The sequence below is a fragment of the Duganella levis genome, assembly GCF_009857605.1.
In the GTDB taxonomy this organism is placed as follows: Bacteria; Pseudomonadota; Gammaproteobacteria; order Burkholderiales; family Burkholderiaceae_D; genus Rugamonas; species Rugamonas levis.
This window is the reverse complement of record NZ_WWCT01000008.1, coordinates 40,236-58,185: the sequence shown is the minus strand read 5'-3', so window position 1 is coordinate 58,185 and position 17,950 is coordinate 40,236. Positions and strand designations below refer to the sequence as shown.

15 protein-coding genes are annotated in these 17,950 nt (G+C 61.6%); 6 read left to right on the top strand and 9 right to left on the bottom strand.

The window, feature by feature from the left end; translation table 11 throughout:
* Positions 1–8: 8 nt before the first annotated feature.
* From GTP69_RS12075 to GTP69_RS12055, 5 genes are all read right to left on the bottom strand, one after another.
* Positions 9–4,733 carry a glutamate synthase-related protein gene (locus tag GTP69_RS12075; RefSeq protein WP_161055138.1) on the bottom strand — a complete coding sequence of 1,575 codons (4,725 nt, stop codon included), beginning with the start codon at positions 4,731–4,733 and terminating at the stop codon, positions 9–11.
* Between the two features lie 139 nt (positions 4,734–4,872).
* Entirely contained in the window at positions 4,873–5,574 is a 702-nt protein-coding gene (locus GTP69_RS12070; RefSeq protein ID WP_161055137.1) for a transposase, read from the bottom strand.
* Positions 5,575–5,638: 64 nt separating this feature from the next.
* A complete protein-coding gene (locus tag GTP69_RS12065; RefSeq protein ID WP_110845902.1) occupies positions 5,639–6,319 on the bottom strand; it encodes a response regulator transcription factor in 681 nt (226 codons plus the stop codon).
* Positions 6,320–6,372: 53 nt separating this feature from the next.
* Positions 6,373–7,509 (bottom strand): PAS domain-containing sensor histidine kinase, encoded by a 1,137-nt coding sequence (locus GTP69_RS12060; protein ID WP_161055136.1) that lies wholly within the window; start codon positions 7,507–7,509, stop codon positions 6,373–6,375.
* Positions 7,510–7,512: 3 nt separating this feature from the next.
* Positions 7,513–10,641: a DEAD/DEAH box helicase gene (locus tag GTP69_RS12055; protein WP_161055135.1), complete on the bottom strand. Its 3,129-nt coding sequence runs from the start codon at positions 10,639–10,641 to the stop codon at positions 7,513–7,515.
* Positions 10,642–10,837: 196 nt separating this feature from the next.
* Here GTP69_RS12055 and GTP69_RS12050 point away from each other — a divergent pair, with 196 nt between their 5' ends.
* Positions 10,838–13,186, top strand: a complete 2,349-nt coding sequence (locus GTP69_RS12050) for a Tex family protein (RefSeq protein WP_161055134.1) — start codon at positions 10,838–10,840, stop codon at positions 13,184–13,186.
* Positions 13,187–13,212: 26 nt separating this feature from the next.
* Here the strand turns inward: GTP69_RS12050 and GTP69_RS12045 are convergent, their stop codons facing one another.
* Complete coding sequence (locus GTP69_RS12045; RefSeq protein WP_161055133.1) at positions 13,213–13,728, bottom strand: DUF2812 domain-containing protein; 516 nt, start codon at positions 13,726–13,728, stop codon at positions 13,213–13,215.
* 15 nt (positions 13,729–13,743) lie between these two features.
* Positions 13,744–14,064 carry a PadR family transcriptional regulator gene (locus tag GTP69_RS12040; protein WP_161055132.1) on the bottom strand — a complete coding sequence of 107 codons (321 nt, stop codon included), beginning with the start codon at positions 14,062–14,064 and terminating at the stop codon, positions 13,744–13,746.
* Positions 14,065–14,192: 128 nt separating this feature from the next.
* Here GTP69_RS12040 and grxD point away from each other — a divergent pair, with 128 nt between their 5' ends.
* Both grxD and GTP69_RS12030 read left to right on the top strand, forming a co-directional pair.
* Positions 14,193–14,504: a Grx4 family monothiol glutaredoxin gene (gene grxD, locus GTP69_RS12035; protein ID WP_110845908.1), complete on the top strand. Its 312-nt coding sequence runs from the start codon at positions 14,193–14,195 to the stop codon at positions 14,502–14,504.
* Positions 14,497–15,096 (top strand): UbiX family flavin prenyltransferase, encoded by a 600-nt coding sequence (locus GTP69_RS12030; protein ID WP_161055131.1) that lies wholly within the window; start codon positions 14,497–14,499, stop codon positions 15,094–15,096. Before grxD ends, GTP69_RS12030 begins: the two co-directional genes overlap by 8 nt.
* Before the next feature lie 24 nt (positions 15,097–15,120).
* On the opposite strand, the gene GTP69_RS31070 is transcribed toward GTP69_RS12030, so the two are convergent.
* Positions 15,121–15,291 carry a hypothetical protein gene (locus GTP69_RS31070; RefSeq protein WP_169112204.1) on the bottom strand — a complete coding sequence of 57 codons (171 nt, stop codon included), beginning with the start codon at positions 15,289–15,291 and terminating at the stop codon, positions 15,121–15,123.
* Between the two features lie 218 nt (positions 15,292–15,509).
* Entirely contained in the window at positions 15,510–15,917 is a 408-nt protein-coding gene (locus GTP69_RS12025; RefSeq protein WP_110845910.1) for a hypothetical protein, read from the bottom strand.
* A gap of 154 nt (positions 15,918–16,071) precedes the next feature.
* Here GTP69_RS12025 and GTP69_RS31600 point away from each other — a divergent pair, with 154 nt between their 5' ends.
* The 3 genes from GTP69_RS31600 (at position 16,072) to GTP69_RS12015 (ending at position 17,944) form a co-directional block, all read left to right on the top strand.
* Positions 16,072–16,197 carry a hypothetical protein gene (locus tag GTP69_RS31600; protein WP_255458372.1) on the top strand — a complete coding sequence of 42 codons (126 nt, stop codon included), beginning with the start codon at positions 16,072–16,074 and terminating at the stop codon, positions 16,195–16,197.
* Between the two features lie 27 nt (positions 16,198–16,224).
* Positions 16,225–16,614: a MerR family transcriptional regulator gene (locus GTP69_RS12020; RefSeq protein WP_110845911.1), complete on the top strand. Its 390-nt coding sequence runs from the start codon at positions 16,225–16,227 to the stop codon at positions 16,612–16,614.
* Between the two features lie 145 nt (positions 16,615–16,759).
* Entirely contained in the window at positions 16,760–17,944 is a 1,185-nt protein-coding gene (locus GTP69_RS12015) for an isovaleryl-CoA dehydrogenase (RefSeq protein WP_161055130.1), read from the top strand.
* Positions 17,945–17,950 lie beyond the last annotated feature (6 nt).

Genomic DNA, 17,950 nt, shown 5'->3' with positions numbered 1-17,950 from the left:
ACGCTGACTTAAGCAGCAACTGGTTGCACGACTGCGGCTTCGTTCGCCACATCCTCGGCCATTTCGGCCAGGGCGCGTTTGTATTCGCTAGGGAATACCTTGACGAATTTGCCGCGGCTGTCGGCCCAGTTGTCCAGCAGCAGGCGCGCGCGCGTGCTGCCGGTGTGCTTGAAGTGACGCTCGATCAAACGCTTCAGGATCACCTCGTCGGCCTCGCGACCGTGGTCTTTGTGCTGCACGTGGAAGGTGGCACTGTCGATCGACTGCTCCTTGGTGCTCAGCACGCGCTCCAGCGTCACCATCGAGGTGTTGCAGCGCGATTCGAAATCACCGTCCGGATCGTAGACGTAGGCAATACCGCCCGACATACCAGCCGCGAAGTTACGGCCGGTATGGCCCAGCACCACGACGGTGCCGCCGGTCATGTATTCGCAACCGTGGTCGCCGGTGCCTTCGACGATGGTGGTGGCGCCCGAGTTACGCACGGCGAAACGCTCGCCGGCCACGCCATTGAAGAAGGCTTCACCGGCAATCGCGCCGTACAGCACGGTATTACCGATGATGATGTTGTTCACCGCCCAGCCACGGAACTCAGTATTCGGACGCACGATGATGCGGCCGCCCGACAAGCCCTTGCCGACGTAATCGTTGCCCTCGCCGACCAGGTCGATGGTGATGCCGTGCGCCAGGAAGGCGCAGGCCGACTGGCCCGCCGTGCCTTGCAGCTGGATATGGATAGTGTCGTCCGGCAGGCCGGCGTGACCGTAACGCTTGGCCACTTCACCCGACAGCATGGTGCCGACCGTGCGGTTGACGTTGCGCACCGGCGAGATGAAGGACACGCGTTCGCCTTTTTCCAGTGCTGCTTTCGCCTGAGCGATCAGCTTGTGGTCCAGCGCCTTGTCCAGGCCGTGATCCTGCTCCATGGTGTGGTAGATCGAATGACCGTCCTGCACTTGCGGCTGGTAGAAGATGTTGCTGAAGTCCAGGCCTTGCGCTTTCCAGTGCGAGATGGCTTTCGACTTGTCCAGCAGATCCACGCGGCCGATCAGCTCGTCATAGGTGCGGATGCCCAGCTGGGCCATCAGCTGACGCGCTTCTTCGGCAACGAAGAAGAAGTAGTTCACGACGTACTCAGGCTTGCCCGAGAACTTGGCGCGCAGCACCGGATCTTGCGTGGCGACGCCGACCGGGCAGGTGTTCAGGTGGCATTTGCGCATCATGATGCAGCCCTCAACCACCAGCGGCGCGGTGGCGAAGCCGATTTCATCGGCGCCCAGCATGGCGGCGATGACGACGTCGCGGCCGGTACGCATCTGGCCGTCGGCCTGGACACGGATACGGCTGCGCAGGCCATTCAGCACCAGCGTCTGCTGGGTTTCAGCCAGGCCCAGCTCCCACGGCGTGCCGGCGTGCTTGACCGACGACAGCGGCGAGGCGCCGGTGCCGCCGTCATGGCCGGCCACCACTACGTGATCGGCCTTGGCCTTGGTCACACCAGCGGCGACGGTGCCGATACCCACTTCCGACACCAGCTTGACCGAAATCGAAGCGCGCGGATTGGCGTTCTTCAGATCGTGGATCAGTTGCGCCAGATCTTCAATCGAGTAAATATCGTGGTGCGGCGGCGGCGAAATCAGGCCCACGCCCGGTACCGAGAAGCGCAGCGTGGCGATGTATTCCGACACCTTGTGGCCCGGCAGTTGGCCGCCTTCGCCCGGTTTGGCGCCCTGCGCCATCTTGATCTGGATCTGGTCGGCCGAGTTCAGGTAAGCCGCAGTCACGCCGAAACGGCCCGACGCCACCTGCTTGATGCGCGAACGCAGCGAGTCGCCCTCTTGCAGAGGAATATCGACCACCATCTGCTCTTTGCCCATGACCGAAGCCATGGTCTCGCCCTGCTTGATCTTGATGCCTTTCAACTCCATGGTGTAGCGCGATGGATCTTCGCCGCCTTCACCGGTGTTGGACTTGCCGCCGATGCGGTTCATGGCGACGGCCAGCGTGGCGTGGGCTTCGGTCGAAATCGAACCCATCGACATCGCGCCGGTAGCGAAACGCTTGACGATCTCTTTGGCTGGCTCCACTTCGTCCAGCGGAATCGCCTTGGCCGGATCGATCTTGAACTCGAACAGGCCGCGCAAGGTCAGGTGACGCTTGCTCTGGTCGTTGATGATCTGCGCGTACTCTTTATAGCTGGAGAAATTGTTGGCGCGGGTCGAGTGTTGCAGCTTGGCGATCGCGTCCGGCGTCCACAGGTGGTCTTCACCACGCACGCGGAAGGCGTACTCGCCGCCGGCGTCCAGGTGGTTGGCCAGCACCGGATCGTCGCCGAAGGCCAGGTTGTGCAGGCGCAGCGCTTCTTCCGCCACTTCAAACACGCCGATGCCTTCCACGTTGGACGAGGTACCCTTGAAGTATTTGTCGACCAGCGATTTATTGAGGCCGACAGCCTCGAAGATCTGCGCGCCGCAGTACGACATATAGGTCGAGATGCCCATTTTGGACATGACCTTCATCAGGCCTTTGCCGACCGCCTTGGTGAAGTTGTAGACGGCTTTCTCCGCCGACATATCGCCCGGCATGCCGGCCGCCATTTCGGCCAGGGTTTCCATCGCCAGGTACGGGTGGATCGCTTCCGCGCCGTAGCCGGCCAGCAGGGCGAAGTGGTGGGTCTCGCGGGCCGAGCCGGTTTCCACCACCAGGCCGGTCGAGGCGCGCAGGCCTTTCGACACCAGGTGCTGGTGAATGGTCGAGGTGGCCAGCAGTGCAGGAATCGCAACGCGGTCCGGGCCGATCGAACGGTCCGACACGATCAGGATGTTGTGGCCGGACTTGACCGCATCCACGGCTTCCGCGCACAGCGACGCCAGGCAGGCTTCAACGCCTTCCTTGCCCCAGGCCAGCGGGTAGCAGATGTTCAGCTCGTAAGCCTTGAACTTGCCGCCGGTATGCAGGGTGATGTTGCGCAGACGCTCCATGTCGTCGAAGCCCAGGATAGGCTGCGACACTTCCAGGCGCATCGGCGGGTTGACGTTGTTGGTGTCCAGCAGGTTAGGCTTGGGACCGATGAACGACACCAGCGACATCACCATCGCTTCGCGGATCGGGTCGATCGGCGGGTTGGTCACCTGGGCGAACAGCTGCTTGAAGTAGGAATACAGCGGCTTGAGCTTGTTGGACATGACGGCCAGCGGCGAGTCGTTGCCCATCGAGCCGGTGGCTTCTTCGCCGGCGGCAGCCATCGGCGCCATCAGGAATTTCAGGTCTTCCTGGGTGTAGCCGAACGCTTGCTGGCGGTCCAGCAGCGACGGCACGGCTTTTTCGCCCGGCGCCTGCTTGTCCTTGGCGCGGTTGTGCGCCAGCTGGCTTTCGCTCAGCTTGATTTCGTTGAGCTTGATGCGCACCGCGTTGATCCAGGCCTTGTACGGCTTGGCGTTGGCGTAGGTGTCTTTCAGCTCTTTATCGTCGACGATGCGGCCGGCTTCCAGGTCGATCAGGAACATCTTGCCTGGTTGCAGACGCCATTTCTGGATAATTTTCGACTCAGGAATCGGCAGCACGCCGGATTCCGACGCCATCACCACCAGGTCGTCGTCAGTCACGATGTAGCGGGCTGGACGCAAACCGTTGCGGTCCAGCGTGCCGCCGATGTAGCGGCCGTCGGTGAACGCCATGGCGGCCGGGCCGTCCCATGGTTCCATCATGGCGGCGTGATATTCGTAGAACGCGCGGCGATTGTCGTCCATCGTGCCGTGATTTTCCCAGGCTTCCGGGATCATCATCATCATTGCCTGGGCCAGCGGATAGCCCGCCATCAACAGCAGTTCCAGCGCGTTATCGAAGCAGGCGGTGTCCGACTGGCCTTCGTAGATCAGCGGGAACAGCTTTTGCAGGTCGTCGCCCAGCACGGCCGACTTCATCACGCCTTCGCGCGCGCGCATCCAGTTGAAGTTGCCTTTGACGGTGTTGATCTCGCCGTTGTGGGCGATCAGGCGGTACGGGTGGGCCAGCGGCCATTCCGGGAAGGTGTTGGTCGAGAAACGCTGGTGCACCAGCGCCAGCGCCGAGATGCAGCGCGCGTCTTGCAGGTCTTTATAGTAGACACCGACCTGGTCGGCCAGCAGCAGGCCTTTGTAGACGATGGTACGGGCCGACAGCGAGGCCACGAAGAATTCTTTGCCGTGGATCAGTTTCAGCGCCTGGATGGCGTGGCCGGACGATTTGCGGATCACGTACAGTTTGCGTTCCAGCGCGTCGGTCACCATGATGTCGGCGCCACGGCCGATGAAGATCTGGCGGATCACCGGCTCTTTGGCGCGCACGGTCGGCGACATCGGCATGTCGGTATCGACCGGCACGTTGCGCCAGCCCAGCACGACCTGGCCTTCGGCGCGCACGGCGCGTTCGATTTCCTGTTCGCAGGCGATGCGCGACGCGTTTTCCTTCGGCAGGAACACCATGCCGACGCCGTATTCGCCTGGCGGTGGCAGTTCCACGCCTTGCTTGGCCATTTCGTCACGGTAGTACTGGTCCGGAATCTGGATCAGGATGCCGGCGCCGTCGCCCATCAGCGGGTCCGCACCCACCGCGCCCCGGTGATCGAGGTTCTTCAAGATCAGCAGACCCTGTTCCACAATCGAGTGACTCTTATTGCCCTTGATGTGGGCGACGAAACCGACGCCGCAGGCGTCATGTTCGTTGGACGGATCGTACAGACCTTGTGCTTCCATGGCTAAACTCCAAAACTGATTGGCTTGAGAGACAAGATTAGTGCAACGCAGCGTAAACCTCAAGCATAACAATTAGGGTCGGAGTCAGATTAAATTTTCCTCAGAAGCTTATTTATTTAAATGGGGACAGAGTGAAGCCCTATTCGGCGGAAGGCTTTATTTTGAATGGCCGGCCGCGTTTTGCCGGCAATACCTGGCGTTTCATCTTCTTTTGCAGGGCGGTCTGGAACTGTGGCGAGCCCAGCGGCCAGCCTTTGAGCAGCGCATTGCTGATTAAAGTGATTTCGTCGGCGCTCAAGGCCGGCTCTGACAGTGCGCTGTAGGCCGCCTCGCGCTGGAATGGCGTGTTGCCCAGTTCCCAGACCTTGGCGTGGTCAGTGACCAGTCCGTCCGGGCGGATGCCGGCGTGGTGGCAGTAGCTGGACCACGGATAATCCTCGGCGCGCGCCACCAGGCCGTTGCGCACCGGGTTGAACTCGATATAACGGCTGCACAACATAAAGTAGGCGTCGGCATCGATCAGCGAAGTTTTGTATCTTCCGTTCCACAAAGTTCCACTGCGGACATATTTTTGATTGAAATAGGGCACGTAATAGCGGCCGACCCACTGCATCATCTGGCCCAGACCGTTGTCGTCGGACGGCGTCAGCAGCAAATGCAGGTGATTCGGCATCAAACAATAGGCGTGGATGGCGACTTTGTAAGTCTTGGCGGCGGTGCGCAGCCATCCGAGAAAGGTTTGATAGTCTTCGGCGTCGAGGAACACATCCTGGTTGTTGAGACCGGTCTGGATGACGTGGTGGGGCTGATTCGGGACGATTAAGCGGGGCAGGCGAGCCATACAGATAACAAAAAAGGGGAGATCGAAATGCGATTCTACCCTTGTTGCCTGACTCTGTCCCTATTTAAGACAGGTTGAAACTGGCCGACAGGCTGTAGCCTTCGCCGTAGGCGCTGCGCAGCGGCAAGTCCTGGCCGAGGCCGGTACGAGCTTTCTTGCGCAGGCGATACACCAGCATGTCGACGCGGCGACCGGCATCCGGATCATCGCCGCCGATACCGGCCACGATGACCTGGCGCGGCACCGGCCGGGTATTGATGGTCAGCAGGTGCAGGAAATTGCATTCCTTCTCGGTCAGCGTGATCGCCATGCCTTGCAGCTCAAGTTGGCGAGCGCTTACTTTCAGCGTCCACTTGCTCGGCAGCGGAATCGTCTCCTGCGGGCCGACGCGACGGTCGAGCGCTTCAATGTGCGCCGCCAGTTCCGGGAATTTGATAGGCTTGGTCAGGTAGTGGTCCGCGCCCAGGCGCAGGCCCAGGATGCGGTTGTCGAACGCCACCCGGCCGGTCAACACCAGCAAGCCGATCTGCGGATACAGCTGGCGCATGCGTGGGATGACGTTGAAGCCATCCTCGTCCGGCAGGCCCAGGTCCAGCACGACCACGCCAACGTTGCCCTGGCTCAAAGCCGACCACATGTCGCTGGCGTTGTTGGTGATGTGCACTTCGTGTTCAAGCTCAGTCAGGAACTCGGCCATCTCCTCGGCGTAGTCCAGATTGTCTTCCACGATGAGTATTTGCGTCATTGATGCGCCACTTCGTTCAATTGTTGAGCAATTGTGCCCAAGACTTGGGACAATCAGCTTGCGTCTGGGGAATTATCACTGCTGGCCCCAGCCCGCGCAAGGCTTTTCCCGGCATTGGCCGCGATGGGCAGCCAAATCCGAAATTCCGTGCCGCTTTCAGAAACATTTCTCGCAGTAACAGTACCACCGTGCACATCAACAATGGAACGCGCCATATACAGGCCCAGGCCCGATCCCGCCACACTGGCGGCATTGCTACCCCGGAACGCTTTGTCGAACACCTTGGGCAAATCCGCCTCCGGTATGCCGGCGCCATGATCGCGCACCAGCAGCTCGACGCCACCTTCCGTTGCAATTCTCCCCACCAATTCTATCGGAATATTATCCTCTGTGTACTTTATTGCATTGTCCAACAACATTTCCAGACATAAACGCATGCCGGACGGGTCGCAACGCATCCATTGCGGCAAGCCTTCGGTCCGCACCGTGACCTGTTTGCGGCGTCGCTGGGCCTGTTCGGCGGCGGTTTGCAGCAGGGTGGCGGGATTGACTTCGTTGGGCTGGCGCTCGCGGCCGATGCTGGCCATGCGGTCCGGCGACAGGTATTCGTCCAGCATCGCCAGCATGCGGTCGACTGCGGTCTGGATCTTGCGGTAGCGCTTGCGCGTGCCTTCGTCGTGGTGGGCGCCGGTCATTTCCAGCCGCTGCACGGCGCCGTCGATGGTCGACAGCGGCGTGCGGAATTCGTGCGACAGCATGGAGGCAAACTTTTTCTGCTGCGCCGCCAGCTCGCGCCGGGCGCTGAGGTCGCGCACCACGCCGACCACGGTGGCCGGCACGCCGTGCCCGTCGAGGATCAGCGTCGATTCGATTTCCACCGGCACCTGGTGGCCGTCGGCGTGCGCCAACTCGGTTTCACGCAGCAAGCGACGACGGCTCAAATCGCCGTCGGCGTAGCGCGCCAGCCGCGCCTGCAAGTCCTTCAGCAGGCCGTGGGCCAGCGTCCTGGCGGTTTCCAGCGTGTAGCCGAACTGCCGTTCGGCCGCCGGGCTCAGCCAGGTCAACTGGAGCGTGGCGCAGTCGGCCATCCAGCTGATCTCGCTGCTGTGTTCCAGTAGCAGCCGGTAGCGGGCCTCATTTGCTTGCGACTGCTGTAGTGCCGCCTGGAGTTCCGCTAGCGTCTGCGTCATGATTTACTCCACCAAGGGTGCGAAGATCTGTTGCAGGTCTTCCTGGGTCAAGGCCATCTTCTGCGATTCGCCTTCGGCCAGGATCGATTGCGCCAGGTCCGATTTCTTCTGTTGCAAGACCTGGATCTTTTCTTCCAGCGTGCCTTTGGCGATCAGCTTGTACACGAACACCGGTTTGTCCTGGCCGATACGCCAGGCGCGGTCGGTGGCCTGATTTTCCGCCGCCGGGTTCCACCATGGATCATAGTGGATAACCGTATCGGCCGCCGTCAGGTTGAGGCCGACGCCGCCGGCTTTCAGCGAAATCAGGAAGATCGGCACCGCGCCCTGCTGGAAGGCGGCCACTTGCGCGCTGCGGTCCTTGGTCTCGCCGGTCAGCAGCGCGTACGGAATGTCGCGCGCTTCCAGCTCTTCCTGGATCAGCTCCAGCATGCTGGTGAACTGCGAGAACACCAGGATCTTGCGCTTTTCTTCCAGCAAGTCTTCGATCATCTGCATCAGATCGATCAGCTTGGCCGACCCGGCCGCCTGCTGTTTCTTGGTGGTGGACTTGACCAGGCGCGGATCGCAGCAGACCTGGCGCAGCTTGAGCAGCGCTTCCAGAATCACGATCTGGCTGCGCGCCACACCCTTGCGGTCGATTTCGTCGCGCACTTTCTGGTCCATGGCAAGGCGCACGGTTTCGTACAGGTCGCGCTGGGCGCCGGTCAGTTCGACCTTGCGCACCATCTCGGTCTTCGGCGGCAGTTCCTTGGCCACGTTGTCCTTGGTCCGGCGCAGCAGGAACGGCTTGATGCGGCGGTTCAGCAGCGCGCGCCGCAGCGGATCGTCGGCACGCTCGATCGGATGGCGGAACACGGAGTTGAAGCCCTTCTCGTCGCCCAGCAGGCCGGGCAGCAGGAAGTGGAATTGCGACCACAGCTCGCCCAGGTGATTCTCCAGCGGCGTGCCGGACAGGCACAGCCGGTGACGGGCGCGCAGCAGGCCGGCGCTCTGGGCCGCCTTGGAGCGGGTATTCTTGATGTAGTGCGATTCGTCCAGGATCACCAGGTGGAAATCGTGCTCGCGCAGTTTTTCCTCGTCGCGCGGCAGCAGCGCATAGGTGGTCAGCACCAGGTCGGCTTCTTCGATCTGGTCGAACTGGCCCATGCGGTCCTTGCCTTGCAGCAGCAGCACCTTCAGGCCGGGCGCAAAGCGCGCCGCTTCTTCCTGCCAGTTGCCCATCAGGCTGGTAGGGGCGATGACCAGCGCCGGCGCCGTCAGACGGCCGGCTTCCTTCTCGACCAGAATGTGTGCCAGCGTTTGCACCGTCTTGCCCAGGCCCATGTCATCGGCCAGGATGCCGGCGAAGCCGTATTCGCGCAGGAACTGCATCCACGACAGACCATCGGTTTGATAGTCACGCAGCGTGGCTTGCAGGCCGGCCGGGGTGGCGACCCGCGTCACCGAACCGAACTGGTTGAGGCGGGCGCCCATGTCGCGCAATTCCTCGCCGCCGGTCCATTGCAGGTCCAGGTTGCGGGCCAGCTCGTCCAGGCGGGCTGCATCCAGCGTGGCCATGTGCACCGAATTCTTGATTTTGTCGCTGAAATACAACTCACCGAGCGTATTCAGGATAGGCCGCACGCGGCCCCACGGCAGCGCGACGCGCGAACCGTCCGCCAGCGTGGCCAGCATCTGGTCTTCGGCGCCATGCTGCGCGATGACTTTCGGATTGAAATCGTTGGGGGCGTTGCGGATCAGTTGCACCAGCACCGGCAGCAGCGGCACCCGCTCCTGGTTGACCATGATGCCCAGTTCCAGATCGAACCAGGCATGGCCGCCGTCGGCCGGATCTTCCACCACGTCGGCGTACCAGTCGCCGACTTCCACCGTGTCGTAGCGGTATTTGGCGGTTTTCTCGATTTTCCAGCCGGCTTCCTTCAGCGCGGCGATGCCCTCGCGGGCGAAGCGTATCCACTCGGCCTGGCTCGGCAGCAACACTGCGCCCTTCAGGCTGCTCAGCGGCAGCGTGGTCGGCGCGATGAAATGACGTTCGGTCAGCAGCGCCAGCGCGGCCTGCTCGGCCTCGTTATCGCGCTGGATGATCTCGGTGACCTCTCCCTTTTGGCGGACCACACGCTGCGACGGATCGAACGACACCCGTTCGCCGTCGTAGTCGTAGGACAGCACGGCGAAATCATGCCAGCGCTGCAGCGAGCCGTCGGCCAGCATTGCCGCTTCCAGCGTCAGCACCGGACGCGGCTTGACGTCGTCGCGCATGCGCTGCGGCAACGGTTGCGGCAGCGGCATCAGCCCTTGCAGGCCGTGCGCCAGCAGCAGTTGCGAGACCCGCATCTTGTCGTTATTGGTCAGCAGCGGCGCCTGCGCCACCAGCGCTTGCAGGTCGGCCAGCGGAATCGTGGCGCCGCCCTGGTTCAATTGCAGCACGCCGCACGACAGGTTATCGATGTACCACGGCGGATCGGTCGGCAGCATGTAGTCGACCTGGTCCGCGCCGACGTGCTTGGCGCCCGGCGGCGGCGCCACCTGCCAGCCGAGCCGCAAGCCCTTGCCTTCTTCGCGCCAGGCCAGGTTGGCCTCGCGCAACACGCCACCTTTCAGCGGATACACCAGGCCGTTGCCGACGTCGGCCCACGAATTGGCCCACAGCAATTTGTCCTGCTCGGCCAGCATATTCAGCAGCGCCGCGCCGATCTTGCCGCGCGGTTCGGTGGCCGAGCCGGTTTGCGAATTCTGACCGCTGCGCATGGCGACGAAGAAACGGATCAAGTCTTCGTCGTTCGGCGTCATGAAAGTCGGCGGGGTCGACAGCAGCGAGAACACTTCGCTGACCGGGCTGGCCGCCGCCACGTCGCCGTTCGGCCGCAGGCGCGCCTTGTACAGGCACAGCGCCACATGGCGGCCGCCGCTGGTGGGCGCCAGCACGTAAATCAGCTTGTATTGGGTTTGCTTGGGGTCGTTATCGACCGGCGGCGGCGCCAGCTTGGCTTTGGGGTGCGCTGCCGCATCCACACGCTGCAGCCAGGTGGCGACAGCGTACGACAATTGATTCGCGGGCGGCGCAGGGCGCGTTGGGGCCGGTGCTGGAGCAGCAGGGGCGGCAGGGGCGTCGTCGCGGGTAAAATCCATAGGTCGCATTGTTGTTCAAAGATGGTTCAAAAACGGCAACAGGCAATATTATCCGCCATTGACGCGTTCGTGTTTACGTATTCTTGCTAAAAACCTGTCTGCCAAAGTGGGCTTGCCCACGTTCCCATGGCAAAAGCATGGAAACTTCGTGCTGATGTCGTATTATTCCGGGCTTGTCTGTCTAGGATTCTTCACCATGTTGCCTTCCATTGAACAACGTCTCGCCCTCGAACTGGCGGCCAAACCAGCCCAGGTAATTGCCGCCGTCGCCCTGTTGGACGAAGGCGCCACCGTGCCCTTCATCGCTCGTTACCGCAAGGAAGTCACCGGTGGCCTGGATGACGTCCAATTGCGCCTGCTCGAAGAGCGCCTGCGTTACCTGCGCGAGCTGGAAGACCGCCGCGCCAGCATCATCGCCTCGATCACCGAGCAAAACAAAATGACACCGGTCTTATTAGATGCTGTCATGCACGCAGAAGACAAGACCCGCCTCGAAGACTTATATCTTCCCTATAAGCAAAAACGCCGCACCAAGGCCCAAATCGCCATCGAGGCCGGTCTGGCGCCGCTGGCCGACGGCCTGCTGGGCAATCCCGAGCTGAATCCGGAGACTGAAGCCGCCAATTTCCTGCGCGAGGCCTTCACCACCACCGACGGCAACAATCCGGGCGTGGCCGACACCAAGGCCGCGCTGGACGGCGCCCGTCAGATCCTGATGGAACGCTTTGCCGAAGATGCTACCCTGCTTCAGTCGCTGCGTGAATATGTCCAAGAGCATGGCATCGTCGAATCCAAGGTTATTGAAGGTAAGCAAGAAGAAGGTGAAAAGTTCGCCGACTACTTCGATTACACCGAAAACCTGTCGTCGGTGCCATCGCACCGCGCCCTGGCGTTGATGCGCGGCCGCCGCGAAGGCATGCTGGACGTCACCCTGCGGCTCGATTCCGAACCGGAAAAACCAAAGTGGGACGCCCCGCACAATCCGTGCGAAAGCCGCATCGCCGCCCGTTTCGGCATCAAGAGCAGCGGCCGTCCGGCCGACAAATGGCTGTCGGACACCGCCCGCTGGACCTGGCGCGTGAAAAGCTTCATGCACCTCGAAACCGAACTGATGGGCGCGCTGCGCGAGAAATCCGAGCTGGACGCCATCACCGTCTTCGCTACCAACTTGAAAGCCTTGCTGCTGGCGGCCCCGGCCGGCCAGCGCGCCACCATGGGCCTGGACCCGGGCCTGCGCACCGGCGTTAAAGTGGCCGTGGTGGACGCCACCGGCAAGGTGGTCGATACCGCCGTCATTTATCCCCACCAGCCGAAGAACGACTGGGAAGGCTCGCTGCACACGCTGGGCAAACTGGCCGCCAAGCACAATGTGTCGCTGATTTCGATCGGCAACGGCACCGCCTCGCGCGAGACCGACAAGCTGGCGCAAGACCTGCTCAAACGCTTCCCTGAGCAGAAAATGAACAAGATCGTCGTCTCCGAAGCGGGCGCGTCGGTGTATTCCGCCTCGGAATACGCGTCGCGTGAGCTGCCGGACATGGATGTGTCGCTGCGCGGCGCGGTATCGATCGCCCGCCGCCTGCAAGATCCGCTGGCCGAACTGGTCAAGATCGATCCGAAATCGATCGGCGTCGGCCAGTACCAGCACGATGTTTCACAAACGCAGCTGGCGCGCACCCTGGACGCGGTGGTCGAGGATTGCGTGAATGCGGTCGGCGTCGACGTCAACACCGCCTCGGCGCCGCTGCTGGCGCGCGTGTCCGGCCTGTCGTCGTCGGTGGCGACGGCGATTGTCAGCTACCGCGACGTCAAAGGCGCGTTCACCTCGCGCGCCGCGCTGAAATCGGTGCCGCGCCTGGGCGACAAAACGTTTGAGCAGGCCGCCGGCTTCCTGCGCGTGATGGGCGGCGACAATCCGCTGGACGCCTCGGCGGTGCACCCGGAATCGTATCCGCTGGTGGAAAAAATCCTCGGCGATATCCAGAAGGACATCAAGGCCGTCATCGGCGACAGCGCACTGATCAAGCGCTTGCAGCCGGCCAAGTATGCCGACGAGAAATTCGGCGTGCCGACCATCACCGATATCCTGAAGGAGCTGGAAAAGCCGGGCCGCGATCCGCGTCCGGAATTCACCACCGCCACCTTCAAGGAAGGCGTGGAGGAAATTCGCGACCTGCGTCCGGACATGATCCTGGAAGGGGTGGTGACCAACGTCGCCGCCTTTGGCGCGTTTGTCGACATCGGCGTGCACCAGGACGGCCTGGTGCACATCTCGGCGCTGTCCAACACCTTCGTCAAGGATCCGCACACGGTGGTGAAAGCCGGCCAGGTGGTCAAGGTCAAAGTGCTGGAAGTGGACGAGAAGCGCAAGCGCATCGCCCTGACCATGCGCCTGTCCGACAGCGCGCCGCAAGCCGGTTCGCAGCCGCAGCAGCGCGGCGACCGCAATGACCGCCGCGCCATGGGCCAGCAACAGAAGCAGCAGACCCGCGAACCGGCAGCCAGCGGCAGCATGGCCGCCGCCTTCGCCAAGCTGCGCGGCTAAGCCGGCCGCTCAATCCGGGGCGCTGCTCAGGCGCCCTGGACGTCCTTCATGCGCTTCGACAGCTTGGCCAGCGAGATCAAGCCGACCACGGCGGTACCGACGAACATGCCCCACGCCAGGTCTTCAGCGTATTCCTGCCGGGCCGGAATCAGCCAGTACGCCAGCGCCTCGGCCGCCACAATCAGCGCAAACAGACGGATTACGCGCAGGTACTTGGCGGCGTTGTCGGCGCGCTGGGTGAAAATCTCGGTGCTGGCGCCGGCCGCGCGCGCCTTGCGCCAGCAATGCCAGCCCACCGTCGACGTCACCAGTTCCCAGCCGGCATCCTGGAACAGCTGCTTGTATTCCGCCTTCGGGCCGAAGTAGCGCACATCCCAGCGATACGCCACATCGGCCGGCGCACCGCGCTCGAACGTGTGGACACAGCACACGTTGGTACTGCGCAAATGCAGGCCTTGCGCCGCCATCTCCTGCAGCCACTGCTGATGTTCTTCATCCTGCCACACGTACCAGATCTTGAATTTCCGTACCAGCTTGCCCATAACTGCTCCTTAAAATTAAGCTGCGTGCTGCAATGCCCGCGCATTGCTCAGCATGATTTCCAGCCGGCGCACCTGCTCCGCCAACACCACCTTGCCCAGTTCCGTCAGCGCATAGACCTTGCGCCGCTCCTCTTCCGCCACCTTGACGATCAGTGCCTGTTTTTCCAGCGTGCCGAACACCCCGTACAAGGTACCCGGCCCCAGCGTGACGCTGCCGGCGCTCATGCTGTCCACCTTCTGCATGATGGCGTAGCCGTGCATGGGCTGGGTCAACGCCAGCATCACGTAAAAGGTCGCTTCCGATAGGGGCAGGTATTTACTGTAGTTAATATCCATCTCTGTATCGCCTTTCGCTATATCGAGTCCCGATATACATAATACATGGATTTTTTTGGACGTCAACACGCCAGAGGCACATTTCTTATAAAATGTCGGCATCCGATATTTAATTCACCGAGGCAGCTATGAGCGACGTACAAACCTGGATCAAAGAAACCGTGACCAACACCCCGGTGGTGCTGTTCATGAAGGGCACCGCCCAGTTCCCACAATGCGGCTTCTCCGGCCGTGCCATCCAGATCCTGAAAGCCTGCGGCGTCGAGAACATTGCTACCGTCAACGTGCTGGAAGATCCGGAAGTCCGTCAGGGCATCAAGGACTACTCGAACTGGCCAACCATCCCTCAGCTGTACGTGAAGGGTGAATTTGTCGGCGGTTCGGACATCATGAACGAGATGTTTGAGTCGGGCGAGCTGAAGGCCCTGCTGGATGCCTGATCGGCCCAAGCGGATCGTCATTGCCATCACCGGCGCCACCGGCGCGGTGTATGGCGTGCGTCTGCTACAGCATTTGCAACACCTTGATGGCGTCGAGACGCATCTGATCGTCTCCGAAGCCGCCGTCCTCACGCTGCACCAGGAAACTGGCTTGCAGCGGCGCGAGGTTGAATCCCTGGCCCATGTGGTGCACAAGGTGCGCGACGTCGGCGCCTCGATCGCCAGCGGCTCGTTCCAGAGCGACGGCATGATTATCGCTCCCTGCTCGATGAAAACCCTGGCGTCGGTGGCCCATGGCCTGTCCGACAATCTGATCGCGCGCGCGGCTGACGTGGTGCTCAAGGAGCGCCGCCGGCTGGTGCTGATGGTGAGGGAGACCCCGTTCAATCTGGCGCACTTGCGCAACATGACGGCGGTCACGGAAATGGGCGGCATCATCTTCCCGCCGCTGCCGAGCTTCTATCACAACCCGCAGAGCATTGAGGAGATGGTCGACCACACGGTGGCCCGGGTGATCGATTTATTCGGCATTGAACATGCGTTGGCGCCGCGCTGGGCCGGTCTTAAGGGACAGGCCGCCGGCGACATCTAAGAGCGTTAGCGCTTCCGCGCTGGTTCAGCGAATATCGTAGTTCGAACTGCTGGCACGCTTCAATTCCCGCGCTTCTTCCACCATGCGACGATGGGCGATGCGTTTGCGCATCACCTCGGCATGCTGTTCGGCGGTCATCGGTGGGGCGGTCATTAAATCTTTCAGCTGTGCGACATTGCTGTAGTTGCTTTTCATAAGACGGCTCAAAGCATGACTCCCCAAAAAATAGGTACTGCCCTATTGTGCCTTAAATCCGTGTCGCAACCATGACAATTCGCAAACGTAGCGAAAATAAAAAGCGTTTCGCCACGCCCGAACAAAAACCGGCCGATTGTGAAACTTGTTTCATGTTTGTGAGGAACAGGCGGCCTTGCCGCCGGCTCCCCTATTTCCGTAGTAATACGTAAAAATAACTACTTTTGGTAGTTGACACGCACCAGCATCCGGATAAATTCCCGCGCAATCTGGCGATGATGCTCGTCCAGACGCTGCAAATCGGCGATCAGCTTGACGTCGGCCGACTCGAAGCGCGACAGGTTGGCGCCGTTGTCGCCGTTTGGTGCGCCTTCCTCCGGGCCGCCAAAGCGCAACCACTCGGCGGGCACGCCCAGCCATTGGGCGATCATGCGCAGCTTCTCCTGCGTGGGAATAGCCTCGCCAACCAGCCATTTACGGGCGGCGTGCACGGTAATCGGTCGACCATCGAAACGAATATTGAATTCGCGCGCCAGCCGGGTCGGGCTGTCGGGCGAATAATGGGCGTTCTTGAGAGCCTGTTGGAGTCGCTGGCTAAAGCTTTCGCGTTCATTAGAGGAATTCATATTGACACTATTTCACGTTGCTTCATGAAAGTCAGTCTCTTCGAGAACAGCCTCGATTGTGACTTTATGGGATTTTATAATTAACATTTCATCCTCTGCCAGTACCAACGTCAGTGGAATAACCAGGCGAATTTTATTCGGTCCAGAAGCGCGGATGAATATCATCCTGCCGCGCTGCCTTTCACGTCGCACGATACCATTCCGCATGCTGGCGGTCACGCTGAGTCCGCTGCTTGATGCGGGAACGGTGTTTTTCGCGCTACAATCACTTTGCCGTTAACGTAAACGGAAACTACTTAGACCACCCATGTCCACCTACACCATTACCGAACTGGCGCGTGAATTCGACATCACTGCGCGTGCAATCCGCTTTTACGAAGACCAGGGCCTGCTGAGCCCGTCGCGTGAGGGCGCGGGCGGCCGCAACCGCGTCTACACGCCGCGCGACCGCACCCGCCTCAAGCTGACTCTGCGCGGCAAGCGCCTCGGCCTGTCGCTGGCCGAAATCAAGAGCCTGGTCGACATGTACGAGACGCCCAAGGATTCAGCGGCGCAGATGCACCGCTTCCTGACCGTGCTGGCGCAGCACCGCGAAACGCTGGAACAGCAGCGCGAAGACATCGAAATGTCGCTGGCCGAGATCCAGGCCCACGAGGACGAATGCAAGCGCATGCTGGAAGCCCACGCCGTCACTTAACCCAATTCGGGGTCAGTTCTGCCAAATGCACACGAGCCCATGTACATTTGGCAGAACTGACCCCGGGTTGGGTGCTTGACGTTTACGTTAACGTCACATCGGCGTATCATGGCCGCTCCGGACCCAAAACAGAATAGAGGAAGACATGCTCCATCTCCCAGGCCTGACCTTTGACCATGGCGAGGATATCGCCGCGCTGCGCGAGGCCGTGCAGCAATTCGCCGCCGCCGAGATCGCCCCGCGCGCGGCCGAAATCGACCGCAGCGACCAGTTCCCCATGGACCTGTGGCGCAAGATGGGCGAGCTGGGCGTGCTCGGCATCACCGTGCCGGAAGAGTACGGCGGCGCCAACATGGGCTACCTGGCCCACATCGTGGCGATGGAGGAAATCTCGCGCGCCTCGGCCTCGGTCGGCCTGTCCTACGGCGCCCACTCGAATCTGTGCGTCAACCAGATCAAGCGCAACGGCACCGAAGAACAAAAACAAAAATACCTGCCCAAGCTGATTTCCGGCGAATACATCGGCGCGCTCGCCATGTCCGAGCCGAACGCCGGTTCCGACGTGGTCAGCATGAAGCTGCGCGCCGAGTTCAAGGGCGACCGCTGGGTGCTGAACGGCACCAAGATGTGGATCACCAACGGCCCCGACGCCGACGTGCTGGTGGTCTACGCCAAGAACGACCTGGAAGCCGGCCCGAAAGGCATGACCACCTTCCTGATCGAAAAAGGCTTCAAGGGCTTCTCGATCGCGCAGAAGCTCGACAAGCTGGGCATGCGCGGCTCCCACACCGGCGAGCTGGTGTTTGAAGATTGTGAAGTGCCGGCCGAGAACGTGCTGGGCGGCCTGGGCAAGGGCGTCAACGTGCTGATGTCCGGCCTCGACTTCGAACGCACCGTGCTGTCCGGCGGACCGCTGGGCATCATGCAGGCCTGCATGGACGTGGTGGTGCCTTACATCCACGACCGCAAGCAGTTCGGCCAGGCGATCGGCGAGTTCCAGCTGATGCAGGGCAAAATCGCCGATATGTACTCGACCATGATGGCGTCCAAGGCCTATGTGTACGCGGTCGGCCAGGCCTGCGACCGCGCCACCTCGCCGGAGCAGATCCGCAACCTGCGCAAGGACGCCGCCGGCGCCATCCTGTACAGCGCCGAGAAGGCCACCTGGATGGCCGGCGAAGCGATCCAGACGCTGGGCGGCAATGGCTACATCAACGAATATCCCGTCGGCCGCCTGTGGCGCGACGCCAAGCTGTATGAAATCGGCGCCGGCACCAGCGAGATTCGCCGCATGCTGATCGGCCGCGAGCTGTTCGCCGAAACCCGTTAATGGAGA